Source organism: Brucella sp. BE17 (assembly GCF_039545455.1).
Classification (GTDB): Bacteria; Pseudomonadota; Alphaproteobacteria; order Rhizobiales; family Rhizobiaceae; genus Brucella.
This window is the reverse complement of sequence record NZ_CP154467.1, coordinates 1,036,449-1,056,937: the sequence shown is the minus strand read 5'-3', so window position 1 is coordinate 1,056,937 and position 20,489 is coordinate 1,036,449. Positions and strand designations below refer to the sequence as shown.

The following is a 20,489-nucleotide window of genomic DNA, read 5'->3' as shown; positions in this document are numbered from 1 at the left end:
TTCGTGACGGCCATTATGCTGGCCCTTTAGCCTTTGCCTCATTAAACTACATACAAGGCTTGAGTCTGAAAGAATAAAATGCGGAGTTTTTGCATGAAGTGGCAACGGTTGGGGATTGTGAGTATCCTTGTGGCAGTGATCGGCATGGCGGCTACGCTTTCGCAGGCAAAGAATACGCCAGCGGCAAAAGAGATACCGCTCAGCCGTTCCGATATGCAGCTTTCCTTCGCACCACTTGTCAAGGAAACCACGCCTGCTGTCGTCAATGTCTATGCGGCAAGACAGGTGCAGGCGCGTTCGCCCTTTGCAGGCGATCCGTTTTTCGAGCAGTTCTTCGGCCAGCGCTTCCAAAACAGCAAGCCGCGCATCCAGCAATCGCTTGGTTCCGGCGTTATAGTCGACAGTTCCGGCATCGTCGTCACCAATAATCATGTGATCAAGGATGCCGATGAGATCAAGATCGCGCTTGCCGATGGGCGCGAGTTTGAAAGCAAGCTGTTGCTGCGCGATGAAACCACCGACCTTGCCGTGCTCAAGATTTCGTCGAATGAAAAATTCCCGGTACTGGGGCTTGGTGATTCCGATGCGGTCGAGGTCGGAGATCTGGTTCTTGCCATCGGCAATCCTTTCGGCGTTGGCCAGACGGTGACGAGCGGCATTGTCTCGGCCCAATCGCGCACTCAAGTCGGCATTTCCGATTTCGACTTTTTCATCCAGACCGATGCGGCGATCAATCCCGGAAACTCCGGCGGGGCATTGATCGATATGCGTGGACGCTTGATCGGCATTAATACCGCGATCTATTCGCGCTCTGGCGGCTCGGTTGGTATCGGCTTTGCTATTCCCTCAAACATGGTGCGTGCGGTGGTCGAGGCTGCGCAAAGCGGCAGCAAGAGTTTCGAACGCCCCTATATTGGCGCAACCTTTCAGGGTGTGACGGCGGAGCTTGCCGAAAGTCTTGGCATGGACCGACCCTATGGCGCTTTCATTACTGCGCTTGCCAAGGATGGGCCTGCGGAAAAGTCCGGCTTGAAGGTCGGTGATGTCGTTTTGGGCATTCAGGGCGTGCGTGTCGATAATCAGGATGTGCTGGGGTATCGGTTGTCCACAGCAGGCATCGACAACACTGTTTCGGTCGAGGTTTTGCGCAATGGCAAGAATGAGACCATTCCGGTCATGCTGACCAAAGCACCGGAAGTCAGGCAGAGAGAACCGCAGATCATCAAGGGCGATAGCCCGTTTTCAGGCGCTGCCGTGCAGGAACTGACGCCCGAAACGGCAAAGAAGCTGCGTTTGCGCGGCGATGCGCAGGGGGTTGTCATTATCGAGGTCTACGCCAATTCGCCTGCCGCGCGGCTGGGCCTTCGGAAGGGCGATATTATCCGAAATCTCAATGGCAATGCGATCCGTAGCATCAATGATCTGTTGGCGGTTCTCGATGCCGGGCGCGGGCTTGCATGGCGCATGGAGATCGAGCGCAATGGCGCGCTGTTGCGCCAGTTTATCCGCTAACTGCGAGCGTTTTAATATGATCGGCGAGGGATATGAGCGATCTGTTTTCTGCATCTGTTGATCCCAATGCGGACCGTAACCGGCCGTTGGCAGATCGTCTTCGCCCCAAAACCCTTGGCGATGTTACGGGTCAGGAGCACCTGACCGGCCCAGAAGGCGTGTTGACGCGCATGATCGCGTCGGGTTCGCTTGGATCGATGGTTTTCTGGGGACCACCTGGCACCGGCAAGACTACAGTGGCCCGGCTTTTGGCAGGCGAGACGGAGCTTGCTTTCGAGCAGATTTCAGCGATCTTTTCTGGTGTGGCCGATCTTAAAAAAGTGTTTGAAATGGCCCGCTCCCGGCGCATGTCTGGACGCCAGACGCTGCTTTTTGTGGACGAAATTCATCGCTTCAATCGTGCCCAGCAGGACAGTTTTTTACCTGTGATGGAGGATGGTACCGTCATCCTCATCGGGGCCACCACAGAAAACCCGTCCTTTGAGCTCAATGCCGCTTTGTTGTCGCGGGCGCGGGTGCTGACTTTTCACCCGCATGATGCGGCAAGCATCGCAACGCTTTTAACACGCGCCGAAGAGCAGGAAGAGCGTCCTTTGCCGCTTGATGAAGAGGCGCGAGCAAGCCTCATCCGCATGGCCGATGGCGATGGCCGTGCAGCGCTGACGCTTGCCGAGGAGATCTGGCGGGCGGCGCGTACCGACGAAGTATTCGATGCCGAGAAATTGCAGGACGTGGTGCAGCGCCGTGCGCCCGTTTACGACAAAAGTCAGGACGGCCACTACAATCTGATTTCGGCGCTGCATAAATCAGTGCGTGGCTCCGATCCCGATGCAGCGCTTTATTATCTTTGCCGCATGTTCGATGCGGGTGAAGATCCGCTTTATCTGGGACGACGACTGGTGCGCATGGCGGTTGAGGATATCGGCCTTGCCGATCCGCAGGCGCTCGTCATCTGCAACGCTGCAAAAGACGCCTATGATTATCTGGGATCGCCCGAAGGCGAACTGGCATTGGCGCAGGCCTGTGTTTATCTGGCAACCGCGCCAAAATCCAACGCTGTCTATATGGCCTACAAGGCTTCGATGCGGGCAGCCAAGGAACACGGCTCTCTTGTGCCACCGCGCCATATCCTGAATGCGCCGACCAAACTGATGAAAACCGAAGGTTATGGGGTGGGCTATGCCTATGACCATGATCAGCCTGATGCTTTTTCGGGGCAGGATTATTTCCCCGAAGCCATGGGACGGCAGAAATTCTACGACCCGCCCGAACGCGGTTTCGAGCGCGATATCCGCAAGCGGCTTGATTACTGGACACGGCTCAGGCAGGAGCGCACGCGCTGAAAAAAATCTCAACCCTTTGTAAACCATAATGGATTCAAAAGAATAAGTTAATTTCGCCTTTACTTTTACCTTTTAAAAAAGAGTAAAAGACGAGGTTTCCCATGATGCGTGTTTTGTGTCTCGTCGCGCTCATGATCCTTGGAGGTTGTGCGACTGCCCCGCGGCAAGTGAACAATGTCTGCGCAGTCTTCGATCAGCGCGATGGTTGGATCAATAATTGGCAGAGTGCGGCTAAGCGTGTTTCACGCGAGTTCGGCGTGCCTGTCCCTGTGCTGATGGCAACGATCTATACGGAATCGGGCTTCCAGCCCTATGCGCGACCGCCGCGCAAGAAAATCCTCTGGATCATTCCGTGGAAGCGGGCCTCCAGTGCCTATGGTTATTCGCAGGCGCTGAGCGGCACATGGGATCGTTACAAGCGCGAAACAGGCCGCTGGACGGCATCGCGTAGTAATTTTAGCGATGCCATCCATTTCATTGGCTGGTATCACTATCAGAGCTATCGGAAAAATGGCATCAGCCGTTCGGATGCCTATAGTCTCTATCTGGCTTATTACAGCGGGCATGGGGGATATTCGCGCGGTGTGTGGCGTGGCAATGCCACAGCTTTGAATGGCGCGAAACGGACACAGGCGATGGCCAATCGTTATGCGGCGCAGTTGCGCTCTTGCGGCGGCATTCGCTAAAACAAACACCGGGGCGATTCTAGTCTTTGAACAATATCCGGCCTTGAAGCGCCATTATAAGCGGCGCGAATCGCAAATTGAGGATGACTATTCCATGTTGAAGAAAATCACTATCGCGCTGATCGGCGTTACTTTTCTTGCGGGCTGCACGACCGATCCCTATACGGGCGAGCAAAAAATGTCGAACACGGCGGGCGGCGCGGGCATTGGTGCGGCTGTCGGTGCGCTCGGTGGCCTTATGGTCGGCGGTTCCAGCCGCGCACAGCGCAATGCCGTGCTGATCGGTGCCGGTATCGGTGCGCTGGGCGGCGGAGCCATCGGCAATTACATGGATCGTCAGGAAAATGAGCTGCGTTCGCAATTGCAGGGAACCGGCGTTTCGGTGACGCGTAATGGCGACCAGATTATCCTCAACATGCCATCCAGCATTACCTTCGATACAGATCAGGACCAGGTGAAGAGCCAGTTCTATGCGACGCTGAATTCTGTTGCCATCGTGCTGCGCAAGTTCAATCAGACGCTGGTGGATGTACACGGCCACACCGATTCGACCGGCAGCGCCAGCCACAATCAAGCCCTGTCGCAGCGCCGCGCCGCGTCTGTGGCCCAATATCTTGGTTCACAGGGTATCGATCCGCGTCGCTTTGCCATTATCGGTTATGGCGCAACCCAGCCAGTGGCCAGCAATGCGAGCCCGGATGGACGTGCACAAAACCGCCGCGTCGAAATTCAGATTTCGCCACTGCGCGCAGCAAGCTAAGCCGGTCAGCTTTCCATCTAAAATGCGGTGCAGCCTTTCATCTGAAAGGCTGCACTTTTTGCGTCTGGCCGAATCGTCTTTTGATAAAACGCTCGGATTAGGCTGTATCATCGAATAGTTTTTATATTCTCTTCAAAATCAAAATTTCGGAACAATAAAAGAACAAAATTTAATTAGTCAAATAAATCAATATGTTGTGCATATTGCAAAACAAGAACAAAACAGATACAAATAGTTCTTGTCGATGAGCCTGCCGGGCTTCAAGCGAGACAAGAGGATGGTGTAAGATGTCTCAGAAATCATTGCGACTTGTTGAGGATAATTCAGTGGACAAGACTAAGGCTCTGGATGCGGCGTTGTCGCAAATTGAAAGGGCGTTCGGCAAAGGCTCGATCATGCGGCTTGGCCAGAACGAAGTGGTTGATATCGAGACTGTGCCAACCGGCTCGCTCTCGCTCGATATCGCGTTGGGCGTCGGCGGCTTGCCCAAGGGGCGTATCGTTGAGATTTATGGACCCGAAAGCTCGGGTAAGACCACGCTTGCGCTGCATACAATTGCTGAAGCGCAGAAAAAGGGCGGTATCTGCGCCTTTGTCGATGCGGAACATGCGCTTGATCCCGTTTATGCCCGCAAGCTTGGTGTGGATCTTGAGAACCTGTTGATATCACAGCCCGATACCGGTGAGCAGGCGCTTGAGATTACCGATACGCTGGTGCGCTCAGGCGCAATCGACGTTCTGGTGGTGGACTCTGTTGCCGCTTTGACACCGCGCGCAGAAATTGAAGGCGAAATGGGCGATTCGTTGCCTGGTCTTCAGGCTCGTCTGATGAGCCAGGCCTTGCGCAAGCTCACGGCGTCGATTTCGCGTTCCAACTGTATGGTCATCTTCATCAACCAGATTCGTATGAAGATCGGCGTGATGTTTGGTTCGCCTGAAACCACAACGGGCGGCAATGCGCTTAAATTCTATGCCTCGGTTCGTCTCGACATCCGCCGTATCGGCGCCATCAAGGAACGTGATGAAGTGGTGGGCAATCAGACCCGCGTCAAGGTGGTCAAGAACAAGTTGGCACCACCCTTCAAGCAGGTCGAATTCGACATCATGTATGGTGCCGGTGTTTCCAAGACGGGCGAGCTGGTCGATCTTGGCGTGAAGGCCGGTATCGTTGAGAAATCCGGCGCATGGTTCTCCTATAATTCACAGCGTCTGGGGCAGGGGCGTGAAAACGCCAAGAACTATCTGAAAGAGAACCCGGAAGTGGCGCTGGAAATCGAGACGACACTACGCCAGAACGCAGGCTTGATTGCCGAGCAACTGCTTGATGATGCCGGGCCTGAGGAAGACGGCGGTGCAGAGGCTGCGGAAGCGTGATCTTCTGTATTTGAAACTGACAACAAAACCCCGCGCTATCAGCGCGGGGTTTTGTTTTTGTACGCGGCATAATCGTATAATTGCTTTTATAGCGCACATTGCTTGTCTGGACAGGAAAGCAGCGCATCGTTAAAAGCGGTCAACCGGAAAATCCATTCGGCCTTTCAAGGTGATCGGATGGATAAGTCTCGCAATTATCGGCTTTTTGCCGGTGTTGTGAGGCTCAAACAAGACAATCGATGCGGCTTCGGGCTCGCATCCATTCAGGGCGGGGAAGCCCAAAGGTGAATTATGGCTGGCGTCAACGAGATCCGATCGACATTTCTCGATTATTTCCGCAAGAACGGGCATGAGGTTGTCTCATCAAGCCCGCTGGTTCCACGCAATGATCCCACGCTCATGTTCACCAATGCGGGAATGGTGCAGTTCAAAAATGTTTTTACAGGACTGGAGCATCGCCCCTATAGCCGTGCGACGACTTCGCAGAAATGCGTTCGGGCCGGCGGCAAGCACAATGATCTCGATAATGTCGGATATACGGCTCGCCACCACACCTTCTTTGAAATGCTGGGGAATTTTTCCTTTGGTGATTATTTCAAGGAAGAGGCGATCCACCATGCCTGGAACCTGATCACCAAGGAATTTGGCCTTCCCAAGGACAAGCTGCTCGTCACCGTCTATCACACCGACGACGATGCCGCGAATTTCTGGAAAAAGATCGCAGGCTTGAGCGATGATCGCATCATTCGCATTGCGACGAGTGACAATTTCTGGGCCATGGGTGACACCGGCCCGTGCGGACCTTGTTCGGAAATTTTCTTTGATCACGGCGATCATATCTGGGGCGGACCTCCCGGATCTCCCGATGAGGACGGCGACCGTTTTATCGAGATATGGAATCTCGTCTTTATGCAGTTCGAGCAGCTGAGCAAGGATGAACGGGTCGATCTGCCGCGCCCTTCCATCGATACCGGAATGGGGCTGGAGCGCGTTGCTGCCGTTCTTCAAGGCGTGCATGACAATTACGATATCGACTTGTTCACGGCGTTGATCCGCGCTTCGGAAGAAGCAACCGGCATCAAGGCTGAGGGCGATTTCCGCGCCAGCCACCGTGTGATTGCCGATCACTTGCGCGCATCGAGCTTCCTGATTGCCGATGGCGTGCTGCCATCCAATGAAGGCCGCGGCTATGTGCTGCGCCGCATCATGCGTCGCGCCATGCGTCACGCACAGTTGCTTGGTGCCAAAGAGCCGCTGATGTGGCGTCTGCTGCCGGCCCTTATCCGCGAGATGGGACAGGCTTATCCGGAACTTATTCGTGCTGAAGCGCTCATTTCCGAAACGCTCAAGCTTGAGGAAACCCGTTTCCGTAAGACATTGGAGCGCGGCCTTGGCCTTTTGTCGGATGCGTCAAGTACGCTTGGTGAGGGGGATCGCCTTGACGGTGAAACCGCTTTCAAGCTTTACGACACTTATGGCTTTCCACTCGATCTCACGCAGGATGCGTTGCGCCAGCGTGGTGTAAGTGTCGATACCGATGCTTTCAACGCCGCCATGGAACGCCAGAAAGCCGAAGCCCGCGCCAACTGGTCGGGATCGGGAGAAGCTGCAACCGAAACTATCTGGTTCGGCATCAAGGATAAGGTCGGAGCGACAGAGTTTCTGGGATACGAGACCGAGAGCGCTGAAGGCGTGATTACGGCTCTGGTGCATGATGGCGCGGAAGTGCAATCAGTTAAAGAAGGTGAGGCTGTCCTGGTTGTGGTCAATCAGACGCCGTTTTATGGCGAATCCGGTGGCCAGCAGGGCGATACCGGTGTCATTTTGGGCGAAGGTTTTGCCATCACTATCAAGGATACGCACAAGAAGGGCGAAGGCGTCTTCATCCATATCGGGGAAGTCACCAAGGGGACTGCAAAAACCGGTGATACGGTTGAATTGAAAGTCGATAGCGACCGCCGCACGCGCATCCGCTCCAATCATTCCGCAACCCACCTGCTACATGAAGCGCTGCGCGAAACGCTTGGCACGCATGTGGCGCAGAAGGGATCGCTGGTGGCACCTGATCGCCTGCGCTTCGATTTTTCGCATCCCAAGCCCATTTCGGCAGAAGAACTGACAAAGATCGAAAACATTGCCAATGAGATCATCTTGCAGAATGCGCCGGTCAGCACGCGACTGATGGCTGTTGATGACGCCATTGCCGAAGGCGCGATGGCGCTATTCGGTGAAAAATATGGTGACGAGGTTCGTGTCGTCTCGATGGGAACGGCAAAGCATGGCGAGAAGGCAAACCGGCCTTATTCGGTCGAACTTTGCGGTGGCACGCATGTGCGCCAGACCGGCGATATTGGTCTGGTCCGTGTTGTCTCGGAAGGCGCAGTCGCTGCCGGTGTGCGTCGCATGGAAGCGTTGACGGGAGAGGCCGCACGCCTTTATCTCGAAGAGCAGGATGAGCGCGTGAAGGCGATTGCTTCTGCCCTCAAAACCACACCTGCCGAGACTTTGGAGCGTGTCAATGCGCTGATTGATGAGCGCCGCAAGCTCGAACGTGAGTTGACGGAAGCCCGCAGGCACTTGGCGCTTGGTGGCGGTTCCACTGAGGGCGGCAGCGCGGTGGAGAGTATCAACGGCATCAATTTCCTCGGCAGAACCGTCACTGGCGTATCGCCGCGTGATTTGAAGCCGCTGGCTGATGAAGGCAAGAAGCAGGTTGGCTCGGGCGTGGTGTTGTTCATTGGGGTGAGCGAAGACGGCAAGGCGAGTGCGGTTGCAGCCGTTACCGAAGATTTGACGACGCGTTTCAGTGCTGTCGATTTGGTGCGTGCGGCGTCAAGTGCGCTTGGTGGTGCCGGTGGCGGCGGACGCCCCGACATGGCGCAGGCCGGTGGCCCCGATGGCGAAAAAGCCGATGCGGCGATTGCTGCGGTCAAGGCTCTTCTGGCGGGGTAGGGAATGCGCTTGAGGTCGGTCGGTGTTTTGGTCTTGTGGGTGGCGCTGATGATGTTTGGTTCGGCCCACGCACAAGATGCTGGCAGGGCTCTGAAACAGTTGCAGGAGATCCATGCCATCGTCATGGATCCCGGACAGACATTCAGCATTAGTGGGCTTCTTTCCGAACTGGATAATCTGGAACCGGCGGTCAAAAAAACGCCGGAGAATTCGCGCGAGCGTGGCGAATTGGCGTATCTGCGCGGCTTTATTGAATATCGCGCTGGACGTCCCAAAGACAGCATCGGTCCGATGCAGGACGCGAGCCGGATCGATGAAGCAGCACCCTTTCTCAAGCCCAAAGAGCGCTGGCGCAATTATTACAATATCGCCACGCAGGCGCAGGATTTGCAGGACTGGTCGCTGGCCATTCAAAACTATGAAAAAGCGATCCCGCTTCTGGATGCCGATCCTGAAATGACGTCCGATCAGAAGCTTGGTGCGCGTCAGGATTGGGCTTATGTTCTGCATGAAGCGCAACGATATCAAGATGCACGCAAACTCAACGAATATCTGCTGGCGGAAGGCGAAAAACTTCACGGAACCGACAGCTATAAGCTGATTACTGTGGTGATCAATCTGGCGCAGAACAGCTACGATCTCAAGGATTTTACGGCGGCTCGCTCCTATCTTGACAAATATCTGCGTATTGCCACCGCCAATGATGATGCGGAAAACACGGAGAACGCGCTTTTCCAACTTGGGGTGCTGGCCTTTGAGATGGGCAATAAAGTTGAAGCCGAAGGCTTCATGAAGAGGCGACTGGAGCTGGCCACGGCGTCCGGCGATTCCTTCCGCATTTCCGAGGCACAAGATGCGCTTGATGCTCTCTACGTGAAAGCCGGAAAACAGCCGAATTAAACTACGAAATAAAAACAGAAAACGGCGGGAAATTTCCCGCCGTTTTCTGTTTCGATAAAGGTGAGGCTGCTCAGGCGGCCATAGCCTTTTGCAGGTTTTCATCGATCTTGTCGAGGAAGCCAGTGGTGGAGAGCCAAGGCTGATCCGGACCGATCAGAAGCGCAAGATCCTTGGTCATGAAGCCGCTTTCAACGGTATCGACGCAGACTTTTTCCAGTGTCTGCGCGAATTTCGCAAGTTCCGCGTTGTCGTCGAGCTTGGCACGATGGGCAAGGCCGCGCGTCCATGCAAAAATCGAAGCAATCGAGTTGGTCGAGGTTTCTTCGCCCTTCTGGTGCTGGCGATAGTGACGCGTCACGGTGCCGTGCGCTGCTTCCGCTTCAACCGTTTTGCCATCTGGCGTCATCAGCACGGAAGTCATCAGACCAAGCGAACCAAAGCCCTGCGCCACGATATCGGACTGCACGTCGCCATCATAGTTCTTGCAGGCCCAGACATAACCACCCGACCACTTGAGCGCCGAAGCGACCATGTCATCTATCAGGCGATGTTCGTACCAGATCTTGGCTTCCTTGAACTTTTCGGCAAATTCAGCGTCGAACACTTCCTGGAAGATATCCTTGAAACGACCGTCATAGGCTTTCAGGATCGTGTTCTTGGTCGAGAGGTATACCGGATAGCCGCGCTGCAGGCCGTAATTCAACGAAGCACGCGCGAACTCGCGAATGGATTCGTCAAGATTGTACATGGCCATGGCAATACCCGAACCGGGAGCCTGATAGACTTCGTGCTCGATGGTCTGGCCGTCTTCACCGACAAACTTGATAGTCAGCGTGCCCTTACCTGGGAATTTGAAATCGGTCGCGCGATACTGATCGCCAAAGGCATGGCGGCCAACAATGATCGGCTGCGTCCAGCCTGGCACGAGGCGCGGTACGTTCTTGGCGATGATTGGCTCGCGGAAGATCACGCCGCCCAGAATGTTGCGGATGGTGCCGTTTGGCGACTTCCACATTTTCTTGAGCTTGAATTCCTCAACGCGGGCTTCATCGGGTGTGATGGTTGCGCATTTGACGCCGACGCCGTGTTCCTTGATGGCATTTGCGGCATCGATTGTGACCTGGTCATCGGTCGCATCGCGGTGTTCAACCGACAGATCATAATATTTCAAATCGATATCGAGATAGGGATGGATCAGCTTGTCCTTGATGAACTGCCAGATGATCCGGGTCATCTCGTCGCCATCGAGTTCAACAACCGGGTTCGCGACCTTGATTTTTGCCATAGATGAAGCCTCTCTTTGAATGCGTCGCGACCCTATAGCATCCATGGCGAATAAGGCAAAGCATTCGCCGCTCATTCTTTGTCCTGAAAAACGCATTAACCGATAAAAATATCGAGACGTGTTCAGGCAGCGTGATGCGATGCAGCCCATGGACTTGGCTGCTTGCGGTCATTTTTCCTTTCCCGGGCAAGAATGGCGTCGGCGTCGAGTGTGGAAATAGCACAAGCTTCACCCACAGGCACAAGGCCGCTTAGTTGCAGCGCGAGATAACGCCCGCAACAGACCCTGAGGAAGGACGTGAAATTATCAAGATCGTGTCCTTCATCACGCGATTCACCAAAGAGTTTTCCAATGAGACGGCTGACGGTGAGGCCATCACGTGCCGCAATATCTTCAAGCGTTACCCAGAAGAAGTTTTCCAGACGAACGCTGGTCACCACGCCATCGATACGCAATGAGCGCGTCACGCTTTGCCAGAGATCAGGATCGGCACCGATGAACAGTCTGCACATGATTTCCTCCTCAAAATTCTCCCCACATTCTCCTTTGCCAATTTTGCGCAATTCAGCCCCGCCCGCAACATGTACATGCAGGGCGAGGCTGATCAGTTTCAATCATGCGTGATTTTGGTGCCAAGAACGGAGAGAAACTGCTTGAGCCAGGCCGGATGAGCAGGCCAAGCCGGTGCGGTGACGAGATTGCCCTCGGTGACGGCCTGATCCACGGCAATATCGGCGTAGGTGCCGCCTGCCAGTTCGACTTCCGGGCGGCATGCCGGATAGGCTGAGGCAGTGCGCCCTTCAAGCACACGGGCCGCGGCGAGCAATTGTGCGCCATGGCAAACGGCAGCGACAGGCTTGCCCGATTCAAAAAAGTGTCTGACGATGGCCAGTACTTTTTCATCGAGGCGTAGATATTCGGGTGCGCGGCCGCCAGGAATGACCAGTGCATCATAGTTTTCGGCTTTGACCTCATCGAAACTGGCGTTGAGCGCGAAATTATGGCCGGGCTTTTCGGAATAGGTCTGGTGGCCCTCGAAATCATGAATAGCCGTTGCAATATGATCGCCTGACTTCTTGCCGGGGCAGACTGCATGAACCGTGTGACCGACGGCAAGCAGGGTCTGGAACGGGACCATAGTTTCATAGTCCTCGCCGAAATCGCCGCAGAGCATGAGAATTTTCTTGGACATCGTTTCCTCCCGTGTTGATGACTAAGCTGTCGTCAGTCTGGCACGAATGCAGGAGGGGCAGGTGTTATTCCGCTACTACACGCCGACATTCCGAGCTCATGTGAACGCTGGATGGAAACAGGTAATCGTTGGCAAGGTTTTGGGATACTGGCTGATGACGGAGTATGATCTATTGGGACAGTAGATTAATAGGAGGTTTTCATGAAAAAGCTTATTCTTACTTTTTCTGTTGTCTGCGCTTTGGGTTGTGGATTGGCAGGCCCGGTTTTAGCGGGTTCAACGAAAGGCTTGTCCAATCAAGCAACGGACTTTCCGTGGATACCATATTGCGATCCCGGTCTTCTGTGCATCGGAAAATGACCTGACTTTCATCAAAGTTGCCATCAGAAGGCCTCGCTGTGCGGGGCCTTTTCTTATGCCGAAGCAGGCGATGCGCGCAACTTACGGGTTCCAATATTAACTTTGAGATTTACGCGCATTTGTGCCAGTGAAACGCAATGATTTGATTTAAAGATATTTGCGGTAAAACAGCACCCCGGGATGCCGCAATAACGGACACAAGCGGAAGACATCATGGCAGGAACCGATAAACAGCGCCCCATACTTGCGGAAGGACCGGCAATCATTCTAGTCAACCCGCAATTGCCCGAAAATATAGGCATGGTTGCGCGCGCGATGGCAAACTTTGGTCTGGCCGAGCTGCGCCTTGTCAATCCGCGTGAGGAGTTTCCCAGCGATAAGGCGAGGGCAGCCGCGAGCAAGGCTGATCATGTCATCGACAATGCGGTTGTTTATGACGATCTTCCCGCAGCAATAGCCGATCTTAATTTTGTGTATGCGACCACGGCGCGTGAACGAGATGGTTTCAAGCAGGTGCGCAGTGCTGTTGAAGCCAACACGCAATTGCGCAGCCGTTTTCGTGCAGGAGAAAAAACCGGGATTCTGTTTGGCCGTGAACGTTTCGGGCTTTCCAATGAGGAAGTGGCGCTCGCCGACGAGATGGTGACTTTTCCTGTCAATCCGGCCTTCGCTTCGCTCAATATTGCTCAAGCCGTGCTGCTTATGTCCTATGAGTGGATGAAGTCGGGGCTGGAAAGCGAAACAGAAACGGTCTTCCGGGGACCTGCACTGGAAGCCGCACCCAAGAACGAATTGCAGGGATTGTTTGATCACATTGAAGAAGCTCTTGATGTAAGAGGGTATTTTCGGCCAGAAGCGCGCAAGGGCACAATGGTGAATAATCTGCGCGCTGTCCTCACACGCGCGGGTTTTGCGTCGGCTGAAATCAAGCTTCTGCGTGGCGTCATAACTTCGCTCGATCTCTTCAGTCCGAAAAAACCACGCGGCTCCGGTGCGCCGGAGGGACGAGCCCGCAAGCCCGCCGACGCGGAACCGGCCAAAGAGGACAAGACGATATGAAGGACGCACCCGCTTCACGCTTAGCTGGCGGCCTTTCCGCTCATAGTGAACGCCCTGTTCTGGTGTTTGACAGTGGGATTGGCGGATTGACGGTTTTGCGCGAAGCGCGGGTGCTGATGCCTGATCGGCGTTTTGTCTATGTCGCGGATGATGCCGGTTTCCCCTATGGCGGTTGGGAAGAGGAAGCGTTGCGGGATCGTATCGTTACCTTGTTTGGCACATTGATCGCTGCTCACGATCCCGGAATAGCGGTGATTGCCTGCAATACCGCGTCGACGCTGGTTCTGGACGATCTGCGCCGTGTCTATCCTGCGGTTCCGTTCGTCGGCACGGTTCCGGCAATCAAGCCGGCGGCTGAGCGAACTTCTTCTGGACTTGTTTCTGTTCTGGCAACGCCGGGTACGGTCAAGCGCGCTTATACGCGCGATCTGATCCAGTCATTTGCTACACAATGCCATGTCCGTCTGGTGGGTGCCGACAGGCTGGCGGCGATTGCCGAAGCACATATTCGTGGTGAGACGATTGATGAAGCGCTGGTAGCGGAACAGATTGCTCCTTGTTTTGTGGAAAAAGACGGCAGGCGTACCGATATCGTGGTGCTCGCCTGCACGCATTATCCCTTTCTGGCCAATGTTTTTCGGCGGTTGGCGCCGTGGCCGGTTGATTGGCTCGACCCGGCTGAAGCCATTGCGCGGCGTACCATCTCGCTTCTTTCTTCGCAGACAGTTGACGAAGAAATCCATGCCAATGAAGACGTTGCTATCTTTACCTCGCAAAATCCCGATTATGCCATTCGCCGCCTGATGCAGGGTTTTGGGTTGCATTTTTCCTGAGCCATTTTGGGTGTTGGGAAGGGGAACTTTTCAGCGGTCAGAGCCGTTGTTCTCTCAACATGCAACGTGGAGGACCAGCAATGGCTATTGTCGAAACACGCATCAGCTCAATCGGCGGTTTTAAACTTTATAGCGTTGAATTCGTTACAGAAAGCAAGGAGCGGATTACCGTTAAAATCGAAAATGATACGGATAATGAGCTGAAACGCGACGAAGTTGTCAAAAAAGCAGCCCTCAAATTGGGCGAAGCGCTGTCTATTGCATGTCAGGAATGTGATCTTGATCCAGAATCGGTTCTCTCAAGACCGAGCGCAAGGCGTGCTGGCAACAGAACGGAGCTTGAGAGCCAGCTCGATACTGGTCTTGAAGACAGTTTTCCCGCGAGCGACCCAATCGCGGTTACACACTCCACCATCCCAGCGTCCGCCGATCCCAAATCATAAATATACATTATATTTTTCAAAGCCTTATCGTGACAGGATAAGGCTTTGATTCATTTGGGCTACAGGTTGCGGCGTTTGCCTTCGAGAAGATCGAGTACGGCCTGGGCGCAGTCGAGCACATTGGTGCCGGGGCCAAAGACGGCCGCAACGCCATGATCGAATAAAAATTGGTAATCCTGTCGTGGCACCACGCCGCCACAGACGACGATGATGTTCTCGCCCCCTTTTTTCTTCAATATTTCAATCAGTTGTGGTAGCAGCGTCTTGTGACCGGCCGCCAGTGATGAAACGCCGAGCACCTTAACATCGGCCTTGATCGCCATGTCGGCTGCCTCATCCGGCGTCTGGAAGAGGGGACCTGCCAGTACTTCGAAACCGATGTCGCCGAAGGCGGATGCGATGATTTTTGCGCCGCGATCGTGCCCGTCCTGTCCGAGTTTGGCGACCATGATCTTTGGTTTCTGTCCGGCTTTGTTGCTGAACTTCTCCAGCCTTGAAACCAAATTCTGATATTCCGGTTCGTTTTTATAGGCGTCGCCATAAACCTTTTTGACTACCTTTGGCGTGGCAGCGTGATCACCGAAGATTTTGCGTAAAGCATCGGAAATTTCGCCCACAGTGGCGCGTGCTCGCGCGGCTTCAACGGCTGCGGCGAGAATGTTTCCTTCTGCACTCTCTGCCACCTGTTCCAGCTCTGAAAGGGCGTTTTTCACTTTCGCTTCGTCGCGAAAGCCTTTGATTTGATTGAGGCGCGCGATCTGCGACTGGCGCACAGCGCTGTTGTCGATTTCCAGAATATCAATGGCGTCTTCTTCATCAAGCCGGAATTTATTGACCCCGACGATCACTTCCTCGCCCTTGTCTACCGCTGCCTGTCGCCGTGTCGCGGCTTCCTCGATGAGCCGCTTTGGCAGACCGCTTTCAACCGCCTTGGTCATGCCGCCCAGCGCTTCCACCTCCTCGATCAGCGCCCATGCCTTGTCTGCGAGTTCCTTGGTCAGGCTTTCGATATAATAGGAGCCAGCCAATGGATCGACGATTTTCGTCACGCCGGTTTCGTTTTGCAGGATCAGCTGCGTGTTGCGCGCAATGCGGGCTGAAAATTCCGTTGGCAAAGCAATGGCTTCGTCAAAGGCGTTGGTGTGTAGTGATTGCGTGCCGCCAAGCGCTGCCGACATGGCCTCGAACGCGGTGCGAACGATATTGTTGTAAGGGTCCTGTTCCTGCAGCGACACGCCGGAAGTCTGGCAATGGGTGCGCAGCATCAGCGAGGCGGACTTTTTCGGCTCGAACTCCTGCATGATGCGCGACCATAAGAGGCGTGCGGCCCGCAGTTTGGCAATTTCCATAAAGAAATTCATGCCGATGGCAAAGAAGAACGACAGTCGGCCTGCGAAATCATCGACATTGAGGCCCTTTTTGAGGGCGGCACGCACATATTCACGACCATCAGCCAATGTGAATGCCAGTTCCTGCACCAGCGTCGCGCCGGCTTCCTGCATGTGATAGCCGGAAATGGATATCGAGTTGAATTTCGGCATTTCCGCTGCCGTATAGGCGATGATATCGGCAATGATCCGCATTGATGGTTCGGGCGGGTAGATATAGGTGTTGCGAACCATGAACTCTTTCAGAATATCGTTCTGAATGGTGCCGGACAGCAGTGCGTGCGGCACGCCCTGTTCCTCGCCCACCACGATGAAACTGGCGAGGATCGGGATGACCGCGCCATTCATGGTCATGGAAACGGAGATTTTATCAAGCGGGATGCCGTCGAAAAGGATTTTCATGTCTTCGACGCTGTCGATTGCCACGCCTGCCTTGCCGACATCGCCCTCGACGCGGGGATGGTCACTGTCATAACCGCGGTGGGTGGCAAGATCGAAAGCCACGGAAACACCCTGCTGTCCGCCAGCCAGCGCCTTGCGATAAAAGGCGTTGGAAGCTTCAGCGGTTGAAAAACCCGCATATTGTCGAATCGTCCATGGACGTCCCGCATACATGGTGGCGCGGGGGCCGCGCAAAAAAGGCTCCAAGCCCGGGAGGGTGTCGAGATGGTCAACCCCGGCAAGATCGTCAGCCGTATAAAGCGGCTTTATATCGATGCCTTCGGGCGTATGCCAGAGGAGGCTGTCGGCCGGGCGCTTCAGTTCCTTTTCGGCCAGTTTTGACCAGTCATCACGGGTGGGACGCTTGCTCATATCACCCTCACTCAAATTCCATGATCAGTTCATCAACGGCAAGGCTCGCACCTTCCTGTGCCGCGATGCGTTTGACTGTGGCGCGACGCTCGGAGCGTAGCACGTTTTCCATCTTCATGGCTTCGACGGTTGCGAGTGGCTGGCCCGCTTCTACGATATCACCATCCTGAACAAGGATCGATGTTATGACGCCGGGCATGGGGCAGAGCAGCAATTTCGAGGTGTCGGGCGGAAGCTTCACCAACATGAGTTTTGCCAGTTCCGCCACATGTGGACGGCGCACATGCGCCACCACATCCATTCCGCGCCAGCGCAGACGCCAGCCGGTGCCCGCACGCGAAATCCTAACGATTACGGGCCTGCCATCCAGCGTGAACGATCCAAGCTGGCTGCCCGGATGCCAGTCGTTGGCAACGGGCAGGTTTTCCCCATCGTCAAACCCGATGCTGGTTCCGCCTTCGTCTTCTCTGACTGTGAGAGGCAGGGTGTGGCTACCCAGCGTCACCACCCATTCATTTGCAGGCGCTGGTTCGCGCGACGACAGTTTTCCGGAGATCTGCTTATCGCGGCGTGTCGTAATGAGATGAAGCTGCGCTGCAATCGCCGCCAGCATGCGTGCATCTTTATCTGAAACCGCAGCGCCAGCAAAACCGTCGAGATATTCCTCGGCAATAAAGGCTGTGGTGAGTGCGCCTTTGCGAAAGCGCGGATTGTCCATGACGGCTGAGAGAAATGGCAGATTGTGGGCGATGCCTTCAACCTCGAAAGCATCGAGCGCATCGCCCATGGCAGTGATTGCGCTGGTGCGATCTTTTCCCCACGCGCAGAGTTTTGCGATCATCGGGTCGTAATACATCGAGATTTCACCGCCCTCACAAACGCCGGTATCGTTGCGAATGACCGTTCCGTTCGCGCGTTTGCCCTCTATCGGCGGGCGATAGCGCGTCAGCCTGCCGATGGAAGGCAGAAAGTTGCGATAGGGGTCTTCGGCATAGAGACGGCTTTCCATGGCCCAGCCATTGAGTTTCACATCGTCCTGGCTGAAGCGCAGTTTTTCACCCGCAGCAACGCGGATCATCTCTTCGACGATGTCAATGCCAGTGACGAGCTCGGTCACCGGATGCTCGACCTGCAAACGCGTGTTCATTTCAAGAAAATAGAAATTGCGGCTCCCATCAACAATGAATTCGACCGTGCCTGCAGAATAATAGCCGACGGCCTTGGCTAGTGCCACCGCCTCAGCGCCCATGGCTTTACGGGTCGCTTCATCGAGAAAAGGCGAGGGCGCTTCCTCGATCACCTTCTGATTGCGGCGCTGGATCGAGCATTCGCGCTCGCCCAGATAAAGCACATTGCCGTGTTGATCGCCCAGAACCTGAATTTCGATGTGGCGCGGCTGCGTCACGAATTTTTCAATGAAGATGCGGTCGTCGCCAAATGAGGATCTCGCCTCGTTGCGAGAGAGCTGGAAGCCCTCACGTGCCTCTGCATCATTCCATGCAATGCGCATACCCTTGCCGCCACCGCCAGCCGACGCCTTGATCATCACGGGATAGCCGATAGAGGTCGAGATACGCACTGCCTCGTCCGCATCCCCGATCAGTCCCATATGACCGGGAACGGTGGAAACACCTGCCTCGGCTGCAAGTTTTTTGGAGGTAATCTTGTCACCCATGGCTTGAATGGCATTGACCGGCGGGCCGATGAAGGTGATGTTCTCGGCTTTCAGCCTTTCAGCAAAGTGCGGGTTTTCCGACAAGAACCCATAGCCGGGATGCACGGCATCTGCGCCGGTTTGGTGGAGAGCATCAAGAATTTTATCGATGACGATATAGGACTGGTTTGAGGGAGCCGGGCCTATATGCACCGCTTCGTCAGCCAGTTGGACATGCAGCGAATTGCGGTCGGCGTCTGAGTAAACTGCCACCGTGGCGATGCCCATTTTCTTAGCCGTTTTGATGACCCTGCAGGCGATTTCACCGCGATTGGCAATAAGGATTTTCTTGATCATCTGTTCCTATCCGCCGTCTTACAGAGGTATTGTGTCGTGTTTTTTCCACGGCGTGTTCTGGCTCTTGTTACGAAGGCTGGCGAAGGCGCGCGTGATGCGCTTGCGAGAGGAATGCGGCATGATCACCTCGTCAATAAAACCGCGTTCGGCAGCGACAAAAGGATTGGCGAAACGCTCCTCATATTCCTTTGTGCGCGCCGCGATTTTTTCGGGGTCGCCCAGTTCCGAACGATAGAGGATTTCGGTTGCCCCCTTTGCTCCCATCACGGCGATTTCCGCCGTTGGCCAGGCATAGTTGATATCTGCGCCAATGTGCTTGGATGCCATCACGTCATAAGCGCCGCCATAGGCCTTACGGGTAATCAGCGTGATCATGGGGACGGTGGCCTGTGAATAGGCAAACAGAAGCTTTGCGCCGTGCTTGATGACGCCACCATATTCCTGCGCGGTTCCCGGTAAAAATCCTGGCACATCGACAAGGGTGAGGATCGGAATGTTGAAAGCATCGCAAAAGCGAACGAAGCGTGCGGCCTTGCGCGAAGCGTCAATATCCAGACAGCCCGCCAGCACCATGGGCTGATTGGCGACCACGCCCACGCTTTGGCCGTCCATGCGAATGAAGCCGGTGATGATGTTTCCGGCAAAAGCCTGCTGAATTTCGAAAAAATCCTCCTCATCGGCGAGTGCGAGGATAAGTTCTTTCATGTCATAGGGCTTGTTGGCGCTGTCGGGTATCAATGTGTCGAGCCGTAATTCCATCCGCGCCGGGTCGTCGAAAACAGGCCGTGTAGGCGGTTTTTCGCGATTGCTGAGCGGCAGGAAGTCGAACAGGATGCGCACCTGCTCCAGCGCCTCGATATCGTTTTCATAAGCGCCATCGGCGACCGAGGATTTTTTGGTGTGGGTTGAGGCGCCGCCCAGTTCTTCAGCAGTGACGATCTCATTGGTGACGGTTTTCACCACGTCGGGACCGGTCACGAACATATAGGATGAATCGCGCACCATGAAGATGAAATCCGTCATGGCGGGCGAATAGACAGCGCCACCCGCGCAAGGCCCCATGATGACGGAAATCTGCGGCACCACGCCCGATGCATCGACATTGCGCTTGAACACATCCGCATAGCCGCCAAGTGATGCAACACCTTCCTGAATACGTGCACCACCGGAATCGTTGAGGCCGATGACGGGCGCGCCATTCTTCACGGCCATATCCATGATCTTGCAGATTTTTTGCGCGTGGGTTTCCGAAAGCGAGCCGCCGAGCACGGTAAAATCCTGACTGAACACATAGACCTGCCGACCGTTGATCGTGCCCCAGCCAGTCACAACGCCATCGCCCGGCACCTTCTGGTTCGCCATGCCGAAATCAGTGCAACGATGGGTGACATACATGTCGAATTCCTCAAACGAACACTCATCGAGCAGCACGTCCAGCCTTTCGCGGGCGGTGAGCTTGCCCTTGGCATGTTGTGCATCGATGCGGCGTTGCCCGCCACCAAGCCGCGCCTCGTTGCGGCGTGCTTCAAGCTGTTCGAGGAGTTCCTGCATTCATCCGGCCTTTAAAAGCTGTAAACCT

General features: G+C 54.9%; 17 protein-coding genes. 11 read left to right on the top strand and 6 right to left on the bottom strand.

All coding sequences use genetic code 11. The annotated features are described in order from the left end of the window. Positions 1–93: 93 nt before the first annotated feature. The 7 genes from AAIB41_RS05110 (at position 94) to AAIB41_RS05080 (ending at position 9,526) form a co-directional block, all read left to right on the top strand. Entirely contained in the window at positions 94–1,512 is a 1,419-nt protein-coding gene (locus AAIB41_RS05110; RefSeq protein WP_343314543.1) for a DegQ family serine endoprotease, read from the top strand. A 32-nt stretch (positions 1,513–1,544) separates the two neighbouring features. Beyond that, positions 1,545–2,855 (top strand): replication-associated recombination protein A, encoded by a 1,311-nt coding sequence (locus tag AAIB41_RS05105; protein WP_343314542.1) that lies wholly within the window; start codon positions 1,545–1,547, stop codon positions 2,853–2,855. Positions 2,856–2,956: 101 nt separating this feature from the next. Further along, complete coding sequence (locus AAIB41_RS05100; RefSeq protein ID WP_343314541.1) at positions 2,957–3,541, top strand: transglycosylase SLT domain-containing protein; 585 nt, start codon at positions 2,957–2,959, stop codon at positions 3,539–3,541. Between the two features lie 94 nt (positions 3,542–3,635). Next, positions 3,636–4,301 (top strand): OmpA family protein, encoded by a 666-nt coding sequence (locus AAIB41_RS05095; RefSeq protein ID WP_343314540.1) that lies wholly within the window; start codon positions 3,636–3,638, stop codon positions 4,299–4,301. 287 nt (positions 4,302–4,588) lie between these two features. Further along, positions 4,589–5,674: a recombinase RecA gene (gene recA, locus AAIB41_RS05090; RefSeq protein WP_343314539.1), complete on the top strand. Its 1,086-nt coding sequence runs from the start codon at positions 4,589–4,591 to the stop codon at positions 5,672–5,674. A gap of 291 nt (positions 5,675–5,965) precedes the next feature. Continuing rightward, positions 5,966–8,626: an alanine--tRNA ligase gene (gene alaS / locus AAIB41_RS05085; RefSeq protein WP_343314537.1), complete on the top strand. Its 2,661-nt coding sequence runs from the start codon at positions 5,966–5,968 to the stop codon at positions 8,624–8,626. 3 nt (positions 8,627–8,629) lie between these two features. Then, positions 8,630–9,526 (top strand): tetratricopeptide repeat protein, encoded by an 897-nt coding sequence (locus AAIB41_RS05080; protein ID WP_343314536.1) that lies wholly within the window; start codon positions 8,630–8,632, stop codon positions 9,524–9,526. A 70-nt stretch (positions 9,527–9,596) separates the two neighbouring features. Here AAIB41_RS05080 and AAIB41_RS05075 read toward each other — a convergent pair whose 3' ends face one another. The 3 genes from AAIB41_RS05075 to AAIB41_RS05065 all read right to left on the bottom strand — a co-directional run bounded on the left by AAIB41_RS05075 (position 9,597) and on the right by AAIB41_RS05065 (position 12,003). Then, a complete protein-coding gene (locus tag AAIB41_RS05075) occupies positions 9,597–10,811 on the bottom strand; it encodes an NADP-dependent isocitrate dehydrogenase (protein ID WP_343314535.1) in 1,215 nt (404 codons plus the stop codon). A 122-nt stretch (positions 10,812–10,933) separates the two neighbouring features. Further along, complete coding sequence (locus tag AAIB41_RS05070) at positions 10,934–11,323, bottom strand: ribbon-helix-helix domain-containing protein (protein WP_343314534.1); 390 nt, start codon at positions 11,321–11,323, stop codon at positions 10,934–10,936. A 98-nt stretch (positions 11,324–11,421) separates the two neighbouring features. Beyond that, the gene (locus AAIB41_RS05065) at positions 11,422–12,003 is read right to left on the bottom strand and encodes a DJ-1/PfpI family protein (RefSeq protein WP_343314533.1); all 582 of its coding nucleotides are present in this window, start codon (positions 12,001–12,003) and stop codon (positions 11,422–11,424) included. A gap of 201 nt (positions 12,004–12,204) precedes the next feature. Between AAIB41_RS05065 and AAIB41_RS05060 the strand changes: the two genes are divergently transcribed. The 4 genes from AAIB41_RS05060 to AAIB41_RS05045 all read left to right on the top strand — a co-directional run bounded on the left by AAIB41_RS05060 (position 12,205) and on the right by AAIB41_RS05045 (position 14,698). After that, positions 12,205–12,363, top strand: coding sequence for a hypothetical protein (locus AAIB41_RS05060; protein ID WP_343314531.1), 159 nt, complete (start codon positions 12,205–12,207; stop codon positions 12,361–12,363). A 213-nt stretch (positions 12,364–12,576) separates the two neighbouring features. Continuing rightward, entirely contained in the window at positions 12,577–13,422 is an 846-nt protein-coding gene (locus AAIB41_RS05055; RefSeq protein ID WP_343314530.1) for an RNA methyltransferase, read from the top strand. Next, positions 13,419–14,255, top strand: coding sequence for a glutamate racemase (gene murI / locus AAIB41_RS05050; RefSeq protein ID WP_343314529.1), 837 nt, complete (start codon positions 13,419–13,421; stop codon positions 14,253–14,255). Before AAIB41_RS05055 ends, murI begins: the two co-directional genes overlap by 4 nt. An 80-nt stretch (positions 14,256–14,335) precedes the next feature. Next, a complete protein-coding gene (locus AAIB41_RS05045) occupies positions 14,336–14,698 on the top strand; it encodes a hypothetical protein (RefSeq protein ID WP_343314528.1) in 363 nt (120 codons plus the stop codon). A 59-nt stretch (positions 14,699–14,757) separates the two neighbouring features. On the opposite strand, the gene scpA is transcribed toward AAIB41_RS05045, so the two are convergent. The 3 genes from scpA to AAIB41_RS05030 are packed head-to-tail and all read right to left on the bottom strand — an operon-like array spanning position 14,758 to position 20,461. After that, entirely contained in the window at positions 14,758–16,899 is a 2,142-nt protein-coding gene (scpA, locus tag AAIB41_RS05040) for a methylmalonyl-CoA mutase (protein WP_343314527.1), read from the bottom strand. A gap of 7 nt (positions 16,900–16,906) precedes the next feature. Continuing rightward, positions 16,907–18,910, bottom strand: a complete 2,004-nt coding sequence (locus AAIB41_RS05035; protein WP_343314526.1) for an acetyl/propionyl/methylcrotonyl-CoA carboxylase subunit alpha — start codon at positions 18,908–18,910, stop codon at positions 16,907–16,909. A gap of 18 nt (positions 18,911–18,928) precedes the next feature. Continuing rightward, positions 18,929–20,461: an acyl-CoA carboxylase subunit beta gene (locus AAIB41_RS05030; RefSeq protein WP_343314525.1), complete on the bottom strand. Its 1,533-nt coding sequence runs from the start codon at positions 20,459–20,461 to the stop codon at positions 18,929–18,931. Between the last annotated feature and the right edge of the window lie 28 nt (positions 20,462–20,489).